The organism is Dyella amyloliquefaciens, assembly GCF_004296575.1.
Lineage (GTDB): Bacteria > Pseudomonadota > Gammaproteobacteria > Xanthomonadales > Rhodanobacteraceae > Dyella > Dyella amyloliquefaciens.
Genome location: NZ_SAYT01000004.1, coordinates 107,126 through 125,692, shown reverse-complemented (window position 1 = coordinate 125,692; position 18,567 = coordinate 107,126). Strand labels below are relative to the sequence as shown.

13 protein-coding genes are annotated in these 18,567 nt (G+C 61.8%); 11 read left to right on the top strand and 2 right to left on the bottom strand.

From position 1 onward, the window contains the following. Positions 1-182: 182 nt before the first annotated feature. The 3 genes from EPB08_RS10895 to EPB08_RS10885 all read left to right on the top strand — a co-directional run bounded on the left by EPB08_RS10895 (position 183) and on the right by EPB08_RS10885 (position 2,587). On the top strand, positions 183-644 hold the full coding sequence (locus EPB08_RS10895) for a hypothetical protein (protein WP_130619122.1): 462 nt from the start codon (positions 183-185) through the stop codon (positions 642-644). A gap of 108 nt (positions 645-752) precedes the next feature. Continuing rightward, positions 753-1,130 (top strand): hypothetical protein, encoded by a 378-nt coding sequence (locus EPB08_RS10890; protein WP_130619121.1) that lies wholly within the window; start codon positions 753-755, stop codon positions 1,128-1,130. A gap of 311 nt (positions 1,131-1,441) precedes the next feature. Beyond that, positions 1,442-2,587, top strand: a complete 1,146-nt coding sequence (locus tag EPB08_RS10885) for a M24 family metallopeptidase (RefSeq protein ID WP_229238307.1) — start codon at positions 1,442-1,444, stop codon at positions 2,585-2,587. A 75-nt stretch (positions 2,588-2,662) separates the two neighbouring features. Here the strand turns inward: EPB08_RS10885 and EPB08_RS10880 are convergent, their stop codons facing one another. Beyond that, positions 2,663-3,208, bottom strand: coding sequence for a lipocalin-like domain-containing protein (locus EPB08_RS10880; RefSeq protein WP_165418484.1), 546 nt, complete (start codon positions 3,206-3,208; stop codon positions 2,663-2,665). Positions 3,209-3,350: 142 nt separating this feature from the next. Here EPB08_RS10880 and EPB08_RS10875 point away from each other — a divergent pair, with 142 nt between their 5' ends. From EPB08_RS10875 to EPB08_RS10850, 6 genes are all read left to right on the top strand, one after another. After that, on the top strand, positions 3,351-4,280 hold the full coding sequence (locus tag EPB08_RS10875; protein ID WP_130619118.1) for a LysR family transcriptional regulator: 930 nt from the start codon (positions 3,351-3,353) through the stop codon (positions 4,278-4,280). 688 nt (positions 4,281-4,968) lie between these two features. Continuing rightward, positions 4,969-5,709 (top strand): alpha/beta hydrolase family protein, encoded by a 741-nt coding sequence (locus tag EPB08_RS10870; RefSeq protein ID WP_229238306.1) that lies wholly within the window; start codon positions 4,969-4,971, stop codon positions 5,707-5,709. 308 nt (positions 5,710-6,017) lie between these two features. Continuing rightward, on the top strand, positions 6,018-6,554 hold the full coding sequence (locus EPB08_RS10865; protein WP_130619116.1) for a hypothetical protein: 537 nt from the start codon (positions 6,018-6,020) through the stop codon (positions 6,552-6,554). Next, a complete protein-coding gene (locus EPB08_RS10860; RefSeq protein WP_130619115.1) occupies positions 6,532-12,204 on the top strand; it encodes an autotransporter-associated beta strand repeat-containing protein in 5,673 nt (1,890 codons plus the stop codon). Before EPB08_RS10865 ends, EPB08_RS10860 begins: the two co-directional genes overlap by 23 nt. A 441-nt stretch (positions 12,205-12,645) precedes the next feature. Next, positions 12,646-14,352, top strand: a complete 1,707-nt coding sequence (locus EPB08_RS10855; protein ID WP_205746339.1) for a SulP family inorganic anion transporter — start codon at positions 12,646-12,648, stop codon at positions 14,350-14,352. 221 nt (positions 14,353-14,573) lie between these two features. After that, complete coding sequence (locus EPB08_RS10850; protein ID WP_130619114.1) at positions 14,574-15,995, top strand: DUF2252 domain-containing protein; 1,422 nt, start codon at positions 14,574-14,576, stop codon at positions 15,993-15,995. Here the strand turns inward: EPB08_RS10850 and EPB08_RS21070 are convergent. Then, a complete protein-coding gene (locus EPB08_RS21070; RefSeq protein ID WP_165418477.1) occupies positions 15,985-16,287 on the bottom strand; it encodes a hypothetical protein in 303 nt (100 codons plus the stop codon). The genes EPB08_RS10850 and EPB08_RS21070 overlap by 11 nt on opposite strands. On the opposite strand from EPB08_RS21070, the gene EPB08_RS10845 reads away from it, so the two are divergent. Together EPB08_RS10845 and EPB08_RS10840 are read left to right on the top strand one after the other, a co-directional pair. Further along, on the top strand, positions 16,286-16,522 hold the full coding sequence (locus tag EPB08_RS10845; protein ID WP_205746338.1) for a potassium channel family protein: 237 nt from the start codon (positions 16,286-16,288) through the stop codon (positions 16,520-16,522). The two genes, EPB08_RS21070 and EPB08_RS10845, sit on opposite strands and share 2 nt — an antisense overlap. Before the next feature lie 346 nt (positions 16,523-16,868). Continuing rightward, positions 16,869-18,197, top strand: coding sequence for an alpha/beta hydrolase family protein (locus EPB08_RS10840; RefSeq protein WP_205746337.1), 1,329 nt, complete (start codon positions 16,869-16,871; stop codon positions 18,195-18,197). Positions 18,198-18,567 lie beyond the last annotated feature (370 nt).

The window sequence follows — 18,567 nt, the reverse complement described above, 5'->3', positions numbered from 1 at the left end:
TTCGGCCCCGCTTGCGAGGGATGCGCGACTCGGCTTGAGGCCGAGTGCTCTCCGGATCGATTGATCATTCCGAATGAGATCGGGATGTCGCGGCATGCACGTCCGCGTTAGAACGAAAGTCGCTCAACGACCAGGCACGAACCCGCGAGACGCCTTGGTCAGGCACATACATGGGGGGATGGATGTCGCAAGACCAGTACGCTGCACCAGCTACGACGTTCAACAAGGCAGTATCGCCGGCCATAGCCATTTACTCACCCATCCAGATCGCCTTCGGGACGTTTCTTGGTGGCCCGGTCGGGCTTATCTATTTCTTGTGGAAAAACTTCGTTGCGCTCGAGAAATACACTTATGCGCGACGTTGCCTGATTCTCGGTGCAGCACTCATCGCAGCGCTTTGGCTATTGCTGCCTTTTCTGCCGGAAAAGACGTCAGGCATGCCCTTTGCCATTGCCTACGTCATTACCGCCCGGCACATCGCCGAGACCTATCAGCTCACCAAGCCGGCCATTGCCGAAGACCCCAGGTATTCCTTCCGATCCAACTGGAATGTGGTCGTTGCCGGGGTGCTATGCCTGGTGGGTTCGGTCGTGTTGATCGTCGGCCCCATCCTTGCGCTGTACATGTTCGGGATCGTCAAGTGACGACCCGCTTCGTTGGATGCGCGTAGTACGAGTCGCGCGATTTGACCCGCCGGCTTCGACCGGTCGCGAGACGGTTCCGCAAGGGAAACGCACCATGAGGCAAAGCGAATGACCGATCCGCACGAGGTGGTTGTCGATGTCATTGCGGTAGGCGAAGAGCCTGACGAGTGGCAGATGGTGCTCGTCGAGGCAGGCCCGTGGGAGGGCGAGACGATCACCCACCTCAAGAGAATTCAGGCTCGCATGTATGGCTGCGTCGACGCGGCCCTGGATGGCCAGCTATCGGCGAAGTTTCCCGATGCCATCGGAAAGTGGGTGCTGATTGTGCTTGATTGCTATGGCGGCCCGCAGAACGAGATCCAGCGATTCTTCGACCGCTTCTCCGACGGTGTGTTTTCCATCGACGACTATCGAAAGAGTTTGCAGGAGCAGGCGTTCGTGCAGGGCATCCGGTTTCAGCTGAATCTAGGGAGCCTTCCCTCCTGAGGTCAGTTTCCGACGGGATAATCCCTGCCTGTATCACTTTGAGCACAGGCGCCCAGGTTCACCGCATGCTGCACTTGGCCGTGGTGTTCACGCATAGCGCGATCTCACACCTAGCCAGGCAGTAGTCGCGCCGCCGACTCCAGCCTCATACTGCAAAGCAACCTCTCAACCGGTCCGGAGTCTTCATGCGTCGTCGCGACTTTCTTGCTGGAGCTGTAGCCACCACTGCCGCGTCTGCTGCCCTCATGCTGGGTAGCCGGTCGGCCCAAGCCGCGCCTGCTGCATCGAACAGCATGGCCGGATTGACCTCCATGACCACCGGTGCCAAGCCGATTTCCGTGGAGGAACGCCTCGCCCGGATCGCCAGGCTGCAGAAGCTGATGGTCGAGCAGAAGATCGGTGCCCTGATCCTGGAGTCGGGCTCGAGCCTGGACTACTTCACCGGCATCCAGTGGCATCGCTCGGAACGTACGACGGCCGCCGTGATTCCGGCCCATGGCGACCTTGTCGTCGTGACCCCGGCCTTCGAAGAACCCTCGATCCGCGAAACCCTGGCGGTGCCCGGCGACGTGCGCCCCTGGAATGAGCACGAGAGCCCGTTCGCCCGCATCGTCGGCGCGCTTCGCGACCGCGGCGTTACCTCCGGCCCGATCGCCTTCGAGGCCACCACGCGCCTGTTCATAGTCGACGGTGTGCGTGACGCGAGCGCAGGCGCCTACAACGTGGTCTCCGGCGACGCGCTGGTCAAAGCCGTCCGCTTGATCAAGTCTCCGGCCGAACTCGCGCTGATGCAGACCGCCAACGACGTCACCCTGGCTGCGCTGCGCTATGTCCATGGCAACGTCCGCGTCGGCATGCGTCCGGACGAAATCGCCAACATGATGAATGCCGCCACCGTCGCCCTGGGCGGCGCGCCGGAGTTCGCCCTCGTGCTGATCAACGAGGCCAGCGCCTACCCGCACGGCTCGCACAAGGCAGAGACCCTGCACGAAGGCTCGGTGATCCTGATGGACGTGGGCTGTGCCGTGCATGGCTATCAATCGGACATCTCGCGCACCTGGGTGATGGGTCAGCCGACCGCGAAACAGCGGAAGGTCTGGGATACCGTCAAGCGCGGCCAGGAAATTGCGCTGGCCACCGCCAAGCTCGGCGCTCCGGTGGGCAGCATCGACGACGCCGTGCGCGCCTACTACGAAAAGGAAGGCTGGGGCCCCGGCTACCACCTGCCCGGTCTTCCGCACCGCACCGGTCACGGCATCGGTCTGGACGGCCACGAGTCGCCCTATCTCGTCCACGGCGACGCCACGCCGCTCGCGGCAGGCATGTGTTTCTCCGATGAGCCGGGCCTCTACATTCCCGGTGAATTCGGCATCCGCCTGGAAGACTGCTGGCACATGACCGAGACCGGCCCGAAGCTCTTCACCCAGCTCGCCAAGTCGATCGAAGACCCGATCTGATCGAGACAAGCAGGCAGCCACCGGGATGCCGGTGGCCCTGCAGATGTGAGCCCATCATCGAGACGGCGTGCGTTCCTATGAATGGACGCGACGCCAAACCACTTCACCATGGGCGCCATCCGCCGCACCGCTCGACGGTTTGGCAACGCGATAGGTCAGCTCGTCACCGTTGATGGTGTAACTCGTGTCGCCGCTCCTTCCATCCCAATTGGGGAAGGATGCATGCACGATGTCGCTGCGCAGATGGCTCGCATCGGCACTCACGCGACCGTAGTGGGCATTGCTGTCCATCGAGGCGGCGCGATACTCGTCGGGCGTCCCTTTGGATTTGTCGTTGGCGGCGAATGGCATGCGCCTGGCGCGCACGATCTGCATCATGTAATCGCCCTGGGCATCGATAAGCCACATGCCTTCCGGATGGGGGCCGTAGAGCTCCACGCGATGGCCATCGGGATAGACGTTGTCACAACGGACCAGCGTCCACGCCCCGACCAGCTCCTTCGGAACCATGCCGTGGCCGGCGCTTGCGGCGGACGTCATGGCGTCCTGGCCGGCCAGCACCGGGGATGCGGCCATGGAGGCGATCAGGCAAACAACGAACATGCGTTTGGCGAATGACATGGCGGCACCTTCAGGGGAGCGGGGGATGAATTCCATACTCACTCGCCGCCTTCCGCTTGATAATGAGCCTCGATGTTTATTGACCTTCAAATGCCATTTGAAGATGATCCGGCTCAAGCCTCCTGCGCCAGGACAGGCACTCATGAACCGCTTCAGCGACATGCAGCTTCTTGTCGATGCGGCCGACCTCGGCAGCCTGTCGGCGGCCGGGCGCCGGACCGGGCTTTCACCTGCCGCGGCCAGCGCCTGTGTGCAACGGGTGGAGACGATGCTGGGCGCGCGCCTGTTCGAGCGGACAACGCGTCAACTGCGCCTGACGGATGAGGGGCGCATCTACATCGCCTCCTGCCGGGTGGCGATCGAAACCATGAACGAGGCCGAGCGCGCCGTGCGAAGTGGCACCGACGCGGTCAGCGGAACGCTGCGGGTATCGGCACCGTCGGATCTCGGGCGCAACCTGCTGGTCCATATCCTCAACCGCTTCATGGAGCTGCACCCCGACGTGCGCGTCGTGCTGACGCTGTCGGATTCGCTCTCGCGCTTCGTGCCCGACGATGTCGACGTCGCCATACGCGTCGGCCCCTTGCAGGACAGCGACCTCGTCGCGCGCCACCTTGCCGACAGCTGGCGCGTGGTGTGTGCATCGCCGGCATGTATCGATGCCTACGGCATGCCAACGCAACCCGAGGAACTCGCCGAGCTTCCCACGCTGGTGCTGACCAACCAGGCAGGGCCAAGAAACGAGTGGCAACTCGGCGAGGATGTCGTACGCGTGCGGCGTTATCACGAATGCACCGACAGCGAAGTCATTCGTACATGGGCGGTGATGGGGCGCGGCTTTGCGTACCGGCAGCTATGGGCGGTCACGGCGGATGTAAGCGCCGGAAGGCTGAAGCTCATAAACGCGCCGGCCTGGTCCGCCCCTTCGCCCATCCACGCGATGTACCACCCCAACGTGTTTCAGCCACCGCGCGTGCGCCGCTTCGTCGACTTCCTGCAGGGGGAGTTTTCACAGCGGTTTGCAACGGAAGGCGAGAACGCCTTGGCGTCGGCTTTCAAGAGGAAGCCATGAGCCGGGTGTTCGCTGCCATCCCCGATGGGTTGAGGCGAAGCCGCGTTTCGACGGCCCGCCCCCATCGGCAAGCGCTGAAGCCCGATGCCTGCGCGGTCCCACACCCGTGTTCGGCTCGCGAACCGTGACTGCGCGCCACGCGGCATCAAGCAGCCACAGCGCCGCGGTCAGACGCCACCCAAGGGGGTTACCGAATATGTGCAATACGGAGGTAGTCCGATCCTATAGCGTTGGACGATCGCCACATGGAGTCCTGCACTGCTGCCAGGCTGCCTGCACTCAAGTTGACCGGGAACGCCGCTCACCGCCGTCCAGCCGCCTTCATCGGGGTGCGCCTGTGCGGCCGATGGACAAGCCCTGCCCCGGTCAGTCCGAGCCTAGAATGCGACGACCATAAGCCATCTGGCAGAGGGAAGAAGTCCTCTGCACATCGACTATCCGCATTAGTCTGGCATCGCTCGCGGGTAACCGGCGCCAGCCATCTCACCAAGGGGAAAGCATGAAAACGTTCGTGACGTCCGCATTGTTTGCCGCTTGCCTATCGCTGTGCCTGTCTCCTGATTCAGCTCACGCCCGCGGTACCGGGTCGCCTGACGATGCGAAGGCCAGCGTTAACAGTGCGACCCAACCGGAAGGCGATGCGAAGGCGTCGATGGAGACGATGCAGATCCCCAGCCACGGATCGCTCATGAATGCCCTGGTTTACGTGGCTGCGGGTGCTGGTCCGCACCCAGCGGTGATCCTGTTGCACGGCTTTCCCGGAAACGAGCGAAACCTGGACCTCGCGCAGGACATGCGGCGCGCCGGGTGGGACGTTCTCTACTTCAACTATCGCGGGTCATGGGGTACGCCGGGCACCTTCTCCTTCTCCCACGGCATCGAAGATGTCGCCGCGGCCATCGCCTATCTTCGCCAACCCGCAAACGCCAAGCGCCTGCGACTCGACCCATCCAGGATCGTGCTCGTGGGTCACAGCATGGGAGGCTTCATGGCGGTCCACGGTACCGCGTCGGACCCAGCCATCAAGGGCATGGCGATGATCTCGGGTGCCGATCTCGCCGGCGAGCTGGCGCAGCTGCAGTCGCATGGTTCGAAGGAAGACGCCATTAAGGCCATGGGCACGTCACTGGCTGACGAAGGCATGGCGCCGCTCAGCGGATGCACTCCCAACGGTTTGGCCCAGGAGGTATCCGACCATGCATCTGCGTGGCGATTTGGCGCGAAGGCGGCAGCCATCAAGGACAGGCCCGTGCTCGTGATGACGTCGGACGACGGCCTGGCGCCCGTGGACGACGCTTTCGCCAGCGCGCTTCGCCAGGCCGGTGACACCCGCGTCACCACGTTGCATCTGGCTACGGATCATGCGTATTCGGATCAACGAACGGAACTCTCGCACGCCCTGTTGCAATGGCTTGAAACGGTCAAGTGAACTAGAGGCTTGGGGAATACGAATATTGAGTGTGTCGGCTAGGCAACGCCTGCAAGGTCCGCCTTCGACCCGAAGCAGTCATAAGGACCACGCGATTAGGCAAGTTTTCATCCTCGCAAGGTTCGCAGCCAGCCCCTGGGGAGAGGGCGCGTTGACATTGTGTTGAAGGCATGCGGTGTATTTTGGTTTGGCAGGGGTTGTCCTCCGATAGGCATGTCGCGCTCTGGCCGGTATGAGTCGCGGCTCACCGCGCCGATCGTTGTTCAAAAGGGGGCTGACCATGAAGGGTTGTGTCGCAATGGCGGTCGATGTTCGATCCGTTGCGCAACGCCGCAGCGCGTTCGGAAGTCCAGCGAGTAGTACGAAGCGACGGCAGACGAACCTTCCCCGTCGGGGCGGCGCATCTGCCCCTTCTTGACCATATGCACCACCTCGATGCCGCCACGCAGGATCCAGGCACATTGGATGCTTTTGGAGCCCAACGGGGGTCGCGCTCGTCGCTTGCTGGCGCGGTGATTCTGCTCGACCAGGTTGTTCAAATACTTCTACTGTCGAATGTTGATCGGCTGATTGCGGGCGGCGGTGATGTCTTTGAGCGCAGCGAGGTCCGCTCCGCTCTTATTTATCGTCACCGTCTCGGGTACGCCATTCTTGGCGATCCTATTGAAGTATTGATCTCCACGCGGGTATTCGCCTGGCTGGCAACACCTGATTCTCAGCAAAACTTCGTAGGATGGCTCCTCTCTGCCGAGGTTGTCGCATGCGCGACGAACCACTGTGAGCGTCGAAATAAATGCGTTTTGACGGACACCAGAGCGAACTATGACCGCGCCGAAAAACTCTGATGGAGGTCGGCTGCCAGGTTACGTGGAGGTGCCCTGTCGCTGCATCAGCCAGATGGTTGCCAGACCGATCGCACTTGCATTGATTATGGCGTCCGTCGCTATTCCCGCTTGGGCCGGCAACGGTGGCGATGGAACAAGTTGTACGGGTCAAGCCGTTGGCAACTTCATCGGTGGCAGCTCAGGCGGTGGCAATGGCGGCAACGCAGCTGCGGGGGGCGCAACGGGTGGTGCGGGCGGCACCGCCGCAAATCCTAACGGCGAGAATGGAAATCAGGGGTTAGCTGATGGCGCTGGCGGTGGCGGCGGCTGGAACGGCAATGGCACAGGCACCGCGACCATCAACAACACGGGCAACCTCGTTGGAGGCAACGGGGGCAATGCGTCCAACGAAGGCACTGCTCACGGAAACAATGCCGGCGGAGGAGCCGGAGGATGCGGCGCCTACATTACCGGTAGCAGTGGAACCAGCACGAACTCCAGCACGATCACGGGAGGCACCGGAGGCGCGGGCGGCAATGGTGGCGGCGGCACGAGCGGCGGCTTTGGCGGAGACGGTGGCGCGGGTCTGAAGTTCGCGGCGAACGGTGCGACGCTAGTGAATTCGGGCTCGATCAGTGGCGGTCAGGGTGGCGCGAACTCACCCAATGGCCTGGGAACTGCTGGGAACGGCGGCATCGGTCTCATCGGGCTTGCCGACACCGTCATCAACTCCGGCAGTATCTCCGGAGGTGCAAGCACCAGTGCGATTGGCGGTGCCGGCATCTCTGGTACTGGGCTCAGTGTCACCAATATGGCCGGTGGCACTATTTCCGGGGGGGCAAGCACGACCGGCACCGGAGGTGTGGGCATCACCGGCGCGGGGCTAACGATCATCAATGCCGGCAACATTTCGGGCGGCCTCGGAGGCGGAGGCACTCGGGCAAGTGCCATCACCTTCACGGGCGGCACCAACTCGCTTGAGATCGATGCGGGCTCGAATATCACCGGCAACGTGGTGGCGTTTTCGTCAGCCGATACGTTCATTCTGGGCGGTTCGACCAACGCGACCTTCAGCATGGCGCAGATCGGTCCGACTGCACAGTATCAGGGCTTTGGCCAGTATCAAAAGACGGGCGTCAGTACCTGGACGCTGACCGGCTCAACCACGACGACTACACCCTGGACGATCTCGGCGGGCACGCTGCAGGTGGGTGACGGCACTACCAATGGCGCCATCACCGGCAACGTCAGCAACAATGCCGCGCTGGCCTTCGATCCGGCAGCCGGCACGGCGGTGACCTACGGCGGCGTGATCTCGGGCACCGGATTAGTCAGCCAGATCGGCACCGGCACTACCACGTTGACCGGCGCCAATACTTATACGGGCGGAACAACGATCAGCACCGGCACGCTCGTCGTCGGGAGTAACTCTGCGCTCGGCTCCAGCGCAGGCGGAACCACGGTGGCCGCGAGCGCGACCCTCGATCTCAACGGCATGAACATCGGCGGCGAAAGAGTCGTGCTCAATGGAGGCACCATCGCGAATTCATCCGTCACCGCCACTGACGGCAGAGTGTATTCGGTGGTGGCCAATGCCAATAGCTTTCTCGCGCCGAACGCCGGATGGATCAGCGTCAGCATTACCAGCGGACCCGGCTCTCTCACCATTTCGAGCACCGGAGGTCATGGGATTTTCAACAATACGGTAGGCGGCGTCTGGGCGAACACGGGCGGCGTCATTCTCAATAGCGGTGACCTGGATATCTATAACGGCGCGAGCATCACCGGCGGCCCGATCACGATCAACGGCGGTCTCTTTAGAGTGCTGGGGACCAACAACGGACAGAGCGGGATCGGCGGCAGCGTCGCTGTCACCGTCAATGGCGGCGAGTTCCAGTTGCTGGCCGTCGATACGATCGGTTCCCTGGCCGGCACCGCCGGCACAGTGGCGCTGAATGCGACCACCCTGGCCACCGGCGGCAACAATACATCGAGCGCATACTCCGGCACGATCAGTGGAAGCGGCAACCTGACCAAGATCGGCACCGGCACCCAGACCTTGTCCGGCAACAACTCCTACAGCGGTACGACGACGATCAGCGGTGGCGCGATCGCAGTCGGCAACAATGCGGCGTTGGGTACGGGCGCGCTGGCAATGGCCGCTGGCACCACCCTGTCATGGCTGAGCGGTAGCAACTACACGATTGGCAACAACGTCACACTGACCGGCGATCCGAACTTCACGCCGCCGGCGGGAACCACCCAGACCCTTGCCGGGGTCATCTCTGACGGTACCGCTCCCGGCGTGCTCAATGCGGCTGGCCCTGGCACGTTGGTTCTGACCGGCACCAACAGCTACACGGGCGGCACGACCGTCAATGGCGGCTCCCTGTACATCAACGGCGACCAGACGGCCGCCACGGGTGCGACGGCGGTGGCGAGCGGTGCGACGCTAGGCGGCACTGGCATCATCGGAGGAAGCGTCAACGTGGCCGGTGGCACCCTGGCTCCTGGCGGGGCTGCGGGCGGTATCGGGACCCTGACTATCAACGGTGATCTTGGCCTCGCCAGCGGTTCGGTCCTCGAGTACAGCTTTGGCCATTCCAATGTGGCAGGTGGCGCGCTGAATGACCTGACCGCGGTGAAGGGCAACCTGACGCTGGACGGCACGCTCGACGTAGCCGAATCACCGGGCACCACGTTCGGGCCGGGCATCTACCAGGTTTTCATGTATGGCGGTGCGCTGACCAACAACGGACTGACGCTGGGCACCCTGCCATCGGGGACGACCGCCGTGGTGCAGACTTCGGTGCCTGGTGAAGTAAATCTGGTCAATACGACGGGCGTGACGTTGACCTATTGGGATGGTACGGGAACCAGGAACGGCGACATCAACGGTGGCAGCGGTACCTGGCAGAGCCCTGCCGGCAATGACAACTGGACCAACGCCACGGGCACCCTAAACGCGCCGTGGGCGAACTTGGGCTATGCAATCTTCGAGGCGACGCCGGGCACGGTGACGGTGGACAACAGCGTGGGCCAGGTCAGCGCCGCGGGCATGCAGTTCGCGTCCGGTGGCTATGTGATCAATGGCGGACCGCTGACGCTGGTTGAGACCACCGCCGGATCCGGCACGACCACCATTCGGGTCGGCGATGGCACGTCGGGTGGAGCAGGCTATATCGCGACAATAGACGCCGTACTGCAGGGCAGCACGCAGCTGGAGAAAGCCGACCTCGGCACACTGATACTCGGCGGCGCGAACACGTACACGGGCGGCACAGCGATTAACGGCGGCACGCTGCAAGTGTCCGCCGACGACAATCTTGGTGCGGCAACGGGCAGCCTGAGTCTCGATAGCGGCACGCTGGCGGTCACCGGCCCGGGCTTCACCACGGCACGCAGCGTGACGCTCAATACCGGCGGCGGGACGATTGATGTTGCGCCAGCCGGTACATTCGCCGCGAGCGGTGTGATCGGCGGCACCGGATCGTTGACGAAGGTCGATACGGGCACGCTCGTTCTTTCGGGCGCGAACACCTATACGGGCGGCACGGCGATCAACGGCGGCACGCTGCAAGTGTCCGCCGACAACAATCTTGGTGCGGCAACAGGCAGCCTGAGTCTCGACAGCGGCACGCTGGCGGTCACCGGCCCAGGCTTCACCTTGGCACGCAGCGTGACGCTCAATACCGGCGGCGGGACGATTGATGTTGCGCCAGCCGGGACACTCACCGTGAGCGGTGTGATCGGCGGCACCGGATCGTTGACGAAGGGCGATACGGGCACGCTCGTGCTTTCAGGCTCGAACACCTATACGGGCGGCACGACGATCAATGCCGGCACCCTGCAGCTGGGCAACGGCGGTACCAGCGGTAGCATCGTGGGCAACGTCACCGACAACGGCGCCCTGGCGTTCGATCGCAGCGACACGCTCAGATTCAGTGGCGTGCTTTCGGGAACCGGCGCTCTGGTACAGATGGGCACCGGCACCACAGTGCTCAATGGCAACAACACCTACAGCGGCCCGACAACCATTCAACAGGGCACGCTCATCGTCAATGGCTCGATCAGTTCGCCCGTGACCGTCCTTGCACCAGGGACCTTGGCCGGTTCGGGCACGGTGATCGGCAACGTGGTGAACCAGGGGGTGGTCTGGCCCGGTAACCCGGTGGCCGGAGATACCGGTTATGGCGCGCTGACGATTCGCGGAAGCTACAGCGACCCGCAGGGCGAGGTCGTATTCAACACGTTTCTCGGCACAGACGGCTCGCCATCGAGTCGGCTGGTGCTCGACGGTGGCACCACGAACGGAACGAGCGCGGTAGTCGTGCTTCCCACCGGCGTCAGCGGCGCGCAGACCTTGAACAACGGCATCCGCCTGGTCCAGGTGATCAACGGCGGCAGCACAACAGCAGGCGCGTTCGTGCTCAACGGCAGGCTGCGCGCCGGCTTCCTCGACTACCGCCTGTTCAGAGGCAGTGTCGACAGCAGCGCGCCCGAAGACTGGTTTTTGCGCTCTGATTTCATTGCGGCACCCACGCCGGTCACCTCGACGCCTTCCACGCCACCGCCGACGGGATCACAGTCCGGAGTACCGGACGGCATCCCTCCCGGCAACTCACTGCCTCTGGATGCGCCGGCGGCCCAGCCTACATCGGCGAAGTATCCGATCCTCGGCCCGGAAATCGCCACGGACGCGGTGGTGCAGCCCATCGCGCGACAACTGGGACAGACGACCCTGGGTACGTTGCATGAACGGATCGGCGACACGTTGACCGTGGCCGCGGGTGGTGCCGACAACGCTGGCTGGGGCCAGTCTGCCTGGGGGCGCACGTTCGGACAGCAGATCGACAACCGTTACCAGACCTTCACCGATGCGAGCGCCAGTGGCCACCTGTTTGGTGTCCAGGTGGGTCTGGATCTTTGGCGCGACAGCTTCATGCCAGATCACTACGATGCCGCCGGCGTCTACTTCGCATACGGAAACAGCAATGCCGACGTGAACGGGCTCGTGACCAATGCACCGGCCACGGCCTACGTGCAGGTCCAAACAGGCACGCTGGATCTCGATGCGTACAGCGGCGGGGCATACTGGACGCATTACGGCCCAAGTGGTTGGTACGTCGACGCCGTGCTGCAGGGCACGCACTACGACGGCAACGCCACAACGCAGTCGGCCCGTCTGTCGGTCTCAGGCTACGGCGTTCTGACTTCGATCGAGGCAGGTTATCCGGTGGCGCTCGCGTTCGGGCCGAACTTCGTGCTGGAACCTCAGGCGCAGATCATCTGGCAGCGCGTCGCATTGAACGATGGCAATGACGGGCTGGGCGCCGTCGACCTGGGCACGACCACAGGGGGAACCGGGCGGCTGGGCGTACGGGGGCAGTGGACGATCAACCGTGCCGACGGGGAGATGTGGCAGCCGTATGTGCGTGCCAACCTCTGGCGGGACTGGGGTGCGCAAGCCACGACGACATGGTCCGGAGCGAATCAGGTTCCGCTTGCGCAACAGACGACGCGCATGGACATTGCAGCAGGCGTCACTGCGACGCTCAATACCCGCATGAGCCTGTATGGCCAGTTCGGCCGCCAGTTCTCCATCCATAGTTCGGAGAGCGGAAGCCGTAAAGGCGTCTGGGGCGATATCGGCATCCGCTACACCTGGTGACGGTATGGACGCTCAACATCGTTCCATCGAGCATTGGTCCTTGCGGTCGCGGAAGACGGACACGAAACGTCACTTTGAGGCAGACCTGTGGACGCGGGCTCCGCCAAGCTGGTTAGGTCCACTCTCGACCCAAAGCGGATAGCCATGGCTGCCAATCCCGAGACGCAGTAACTAGGTAAATTTACGCAATCCTGTCCGAAATCGAGCGGCACGAGCGTCCACCATCCAAAAACATGGTCGCCTCCTCTGACCATCGATAGAGCGGGGTTGGCGCTCCACATCTGACGCCGTTCTGCGGCTTGTGCCTAGAGCCCACCGGCGTCAAGCTATTTCAGCTCGATCGACGCACGCGCGAATCTCTGTTGAGAATGGCCTCGAGCCGTCTCGCTGGACGAACTCGAGTCTGACGACACGCCGACACATTGGCGGAGGAGCTCTCATATGCAGCATCCTTCGATGTCCCCTGTCATGCAGCCGCAGCCCGCCGCCCGGAAGCGATTGCGCCACTACAGTGGTGCATGGGCAAAAGCGGATGTCATCGCTGGCGTTACCGTCGCGGCGGTGGTGATTCCAAAGGCCCTGGCTTACGCCACCGTTGCGGGATTGCCCATACAGGTCGGTCTGTATACGGCATTCCTTCCCATGGTCATTTATGCCTTCCTCGGCACATCTCGACCCCTTAGCGTCAGCACCTCAGCAACGCTTGCCATCCTTACGGCGTCCGCACTAGGGCGGGTGGTACCCGATGGCAACCTTGCCGCCTTGACCACAGCCGTAGCCACGCTGACGGCTCTTGTGGGTGTCACGCTTCTACTTGCGTCGGTGCTTCGCCTGGGTTTCGTCGCGAACTTCATCTCGGACCCGGTGCTTACCGGCTTCAAAGCTGGCGTGGCTGTCGTGATCGTGGTCGATCAATTACCGAAGCTTCTGGGCATCCACTTCCCTAAGGGGTCGATCGCTCATAGCGTCTACGAGATCGTCGTGGGTCTTCCTCACTTGTCGATAGCGACGTTTGCGGTGGGCGCCGCCTGCATAGGCATACTGGTGGTCTTCGAGCGATTTTGGCCGAAAGCGCCAGCGCCGCTCATCGCTGTGGCGGCTGGAATCGGCAGTGTGGTGATTTTCAACCTGTCGTCACACGGCGTGGAACTCGTCGGCAAGATACCAACGGGCCTTCCTTCTCTGACTTTGCCCGATCTATCGATGATCCGGGAGCTTTGGCCGGCAGCAGTCGGCATTGCGCTGATGAGTTTCACCGAAACCATCGCGGCTGGACGCGCCTTTGTCGGGGATGACGAGCCGATACCCACAGCAAATCGCGAGTTGCTTGCGACGGGTTTTGCCAACCTGGGCGGGGCATTCCTCGGTGCGATGCCTGGCGGTGGTGGAACGACCCAGACGGCGGTCAATCGCCTCGTCGGTGCGCGGACCCAGGTTGCCGAGCTGGTTACGGCGACTGTCACGCTCTGCACGATGCTGGTGCTTGCGCCATTCATCGCACTGATGCCGCATGCAACGCTGGCCGCAGTGGTCATCGTTTATTCGATCGGGTTGATCAAGCCGGCTGAATTCCGCGCCATTCTGTCGATTCGTCGGACCGAATTCGTGTGGGCCATGGCGGCAGTCGTCGGCGTCGTATTCCTTGGAACACTGCAGGGCATCGTCATTGCCATTGCGGTATCGCTGCTGGCGCTCGCACATCAGGTATCCGACCCTGCACTGTATGTACTGGTGCGCAAGCCTGGAACGACGCTCTTCAGGCCCGCGTCGCCCGAGCACGCGGATGACGAAACGATTGACGGCTTACTGCTTCTTCATCCCGAGGGTCGGGTCTTCTTCGTGAATGCTGCGAGGCTCGGGGCGAAGATGTCGCAACTCATTTCGCAAGTCGCTCCCCGGATAGTGGTGATCGATTTGAGCGCCGTGTTTGATCTTGAATACACGGCGCTGAAAATGCTTATTGCAGCCGAGAAGAAAGCGAGGGAAAGCGGGCGCGAAATATGGTTGGCAGGCATGGCGCCGGAGGTCTTGCATGTAGTGCGCAATTCGTCCTTGAACAATGCGCTCGGCCCCGGGCGGATGTTCGCGCGGCTGGAAGACGCCGTTACGAAATTTGAGGCGTCAGCGGAGAAGCAGAGCTCGCCCTGAATCACGGGAGCGGCAAACCGGCACGTCAGCTGGCCGTAACCAGAAATATCGGCGCCTTGCAATGGAAGCATCGTCTTGAGGAGACCGGGGTCGATCGTGCGAGTCGTAATCAAATTGCATCGGTTGCGTTTGAATCGCCCGCCTACTGGATGCGCCATGATCCTTCACAGTGTGATCTTCCTTGCTGTCCCCACAAGGCAAGGTGATCTGCAGGAATCGCGATGATCATCAACCCGGTCAATTCGCCACGAAAGGCCACAGAGAGCCAAGACGCGTCACCACACCTGCGCGTCGATGAGCGTCAGGCCGAGGGCCGAAAGCTACGCGGGAGGACGCCTCGGCGGTCGCAAGCAGGATGGTCCAGTCCACCGGACCGTCGTGCTCCGATGGAGACACTGGCAGAGTCCAATCAGGGGCGACTTCTAGAACTCATTCCCATCCGTTTCGGTCGCATGTCGGCGTCTCCCTTCGCATTCTACCGTGGCGCGGCAGCGGTCATGGCTGCTGATCTCTCGACAACGCCTGTCAGTGGCCTGCGGGTGCAGGCTTGCGGTGACGCGCACCTCATGAATTTTGGAGGCTTTGCAACGCCTGAGCGTAATATCGTATTCGACATCAATGATCTTGATGAGACCTTGCCCGCGCCCTTCGAATGGGATGTAAAGCGGCTGGCGACCAGCATGGTCATCGCGGCTGAACATTTGAATCAGTCCAACAGCGACGTAAGGCACGTTGTGCGGCACACGGTCCGCGAATATCGGAGGAAAATGCTCGACTATTCGGGCATGCGTGTTCTTGATATCTGGTACGACAGGATCGATTTACGGAAGTACTCGGATAAGACGGGCGACCCGGAGGTTGTCGCCGACGCGCGAAAACGTCTAGCCGGAAGGATCGAACTGGAGAAGCGCAAGGGTTCGATCGATCATCTATATCCGAAGCTCGTTTCAGAGCGGGGAGGACTCGCCAGGATCAAGGACGACCCTCCTTTGATCTATCACCCTGACTCCGAACGGACTCCCGGCTTCGAATCCGATTGCGCAGCCGCGATTGCCCTGTATCGGAGAAGCCTGCCTGGGCATGTAAGAACGCTGTTCAACAGATTTCACGCCTCTGACCTTGCCGTAAAGGTGGTTGGCGTAGGTAGCGTCGGTACCATGTGTGCGGTCTATCTTTTTCTTACGGCTGATGGAGATCCCTTGTTTCTCCAGATCAAGGAGGCGCGCGCCTCAGTGCTCGAGCCCTATGCCGGCAAGAGCAACTATTCGAACCATGGGCAGCGCGTTGTCGCCGGTCAGCACCTGATGCAGACGGCCAGTGACATATTCACGGGGTGGACGCAGGTGGAGAGCGGAAGGCACTTCTACATTCGCCAACTCCGCGACATGAAGATTTCTGCCAATCTTGACGATTGGGATGAAGGGATGTTGGGTGAGTATGGGCGCATGTGCGCGCATGCCCTGGCACACGCGCATGCGCGGTCTGGAGATCCGGCAGCGATAGCTGGATACATGGGGTCAAGTTCGAAGTTTGAGGATGCTGTCAGCGAGTTCGCGATTGAATATTGCGCGCAGAACCAGAGCGACTACCGGGAGCTACTCGCAGCGATCAAGTCCGGAAGCATCAAGGCGGTCATCGAATGACGAACCAGTCGATCGGCGTTTCGCGCAAACCATTGCCTGCAGTTACGAACGCTGGAGAGCCGTAGCAGGCGATCTGTGGATGGAAAGGCCCCAGTTGGGAGCATTGGGTGGCAAGGCGGCAATTGGCACAGTGAGCCGCCGGGTGGCAGCCCGAGATACTGAGCAGGGCCTTCTCCATCGTTCCGGAGTCCCATATGAGAGCTTCGAGATATTTGCGACGCAAATTCATTCGTGAACTCATGCACGGGATAGCCATCATTTGGCCGGTCCTGTCAGTGCTGGTGGTATTCATGGGGCTTCTCGGCATTTGCGTTGCGAGGATTGAGGGCTGGCCCGTAGGAGACGGGCTGTACTTTTCCTTTGTCACCGGACTGACCATTGGGTATGGTGACCTGGTGCCCAAGCACGGGCTGGCCAGATTCCTGGCAATCGCGATCGGATTGACCGGCATCGTCATGACCGGATTGATCGTTGCCATCAGTGTCGCTGCACTGCATCACGCGCGAAACAGCGACGACGGCAACTAGAACACTCGCCTCCTTCAGCTATGGGCACCCCTAAGCGACCGCCCTGGCCGCAGTGCTGTCATGCGCAGCGCTCGCTTGTCAAAAGCAAATACCTGGACCGGGCACGCCAAGCGGATGGTGCCTAAGCGGCGGTCGACCTCGTGCAAGAAGTGGACATCTCGATGTGCTATCCGTAAGCGACTTTGCAATGTCAGCTTTCGAACCAAAGCCGACGATCTATTGATCTGATGGGAGAAGACCTCGCTAAGTAATTCTACGCAGCCTAAGCTCCGTAGAATTTCAGTCGCGTCGTAAAGCTGCCTGCGCGCACGCTTTTGCACCACCCTTTCCCGGGAGCGACGCGGTCATGTCCTCCACTCCGGCGTTCGAAACGGAACCCGTACCCGTACCTTCCAACGAAGTGCGTCGTGGACGCCACCTGATCAGTGCCCGTATTCGTTTATTTGTTTGCGCGGCTTTACTGTGTGGAAGCGCACTGATTGCCCAGCCAATCTGCGCACAGAAGAGCCAGCCGGTTCGCGTCACCTCGGACGTCCAATACGAATTCATCGGACGGTGGGATGTCGCTCGCCTGAACCAGATTCTTCAGGTTGATACGCCCAAGTTCTTCGACATCCCGGTGACCTATACCTCGGCCCGGAATTCAGTCCGGCTCTATCGCGTGACCTATCGGTCGGTTATCCCCGAGATGGGCAACCAACCCACGACGGCAACGGGCTTGCTCGCCATTCCTGAAACTTCAGGCAAGGCATTTCCGGTGGTGTCGTATCAGCACGGCACCGTGTACGGGAAGCATCAGGTTCCATCGTTTCCCGAGGAGTCCGGCGAAACGAAGTTGATGATTGCGCAGTTCGCTGGCCAGGGCTATGTCGTGGAAGGCGCGGACTACTTCGGCATGGGCGCGGGTAGCGAACCCCATGAGGGCTTCATGGTGAAGAGCAGCCATCAGCAGGCTGTTTTCGACATGAACGAGGCAGCGCATGCGGTGATGGCGAACATGAAGCTTCGCGGCACTGATCTCTTCCTCGCCGGTTGGTCGCAGGGCGGATTCGTCACGATGGCAGCATTGGAGAAGTTCGAACGCGACGGCGTGCCCGTGACTGCGGTTGTGACGGCCAGCGCACCCGTGGACGCACTCATGCCGATCACCGGCTTCATTGACTTTCCGCGCAAGAACGATGCGCCGTGGACGAACGCACTCGTCGTGCTCACGGCATTCTCGTTCGAGAATTACTACGGCGTGCCGGGGCTCGCTCAGTCGGTATTCAATCCAGCGTATTACGACGCAGCCAAGGCCATCTACGACCGAACGCCCGGGGCCGATCTTTCCGCGCTCCCGGCGGACTTGCACAAGCTGATTCGCCCGGAATACTTCGACCCACAGTTCCTCGCCAACTCGGAATACGGGCGACTGCTCGCCAAGGATCGCGCGTATCAGTGGGTCATCAAGACGCCGGTGCGCAACTACTACGGTACGAACGACGAGGTCATCAGCGTTGGCCTGGGCCAGTTGGCGGCGAACTATCAGCACGCCATCGGCAGCGGCAACGACAAAGTCCAGGCCGTCTCGACCGGCCCCACCACGCATCGCGGCACCTACGCCAGCGCAGTGCCTGAATGGAAGATCTGGTTCGATTCGCTTGCCGGGGCCAAGGTAAACGATCGCAAAGAATAGATTTCAGTTCATCGCGATCGATTTTTTGGCACATAAGAACGATACGCTTCAGACCCAAAGCTGACTCTTCGCTTTCGTCTGCGATCCGATGCGCTCGCAGGCGCATTTGAGCGATGGTGCGTGGTACCTGCGTTCCGATTCAATCGCGACGACCGCTCCGCCGGTGACCACCCCTCCCGTGGCCACTCCGCCGACCACTACGCCGCCCGTGACCACTGATCCGACGCCGCTCTACGCGCCCGGCGTGCCGCTGCACGAGGCCTAAGCCGGTGTGCTGCAGCGCCTCAACCAGCTCGGTACGCTGCAGCAGCGCGAGGGCAATCCGGTTTTCAACGATGCGACGTCCGCTGATCCACATAGCGGCGCAGCG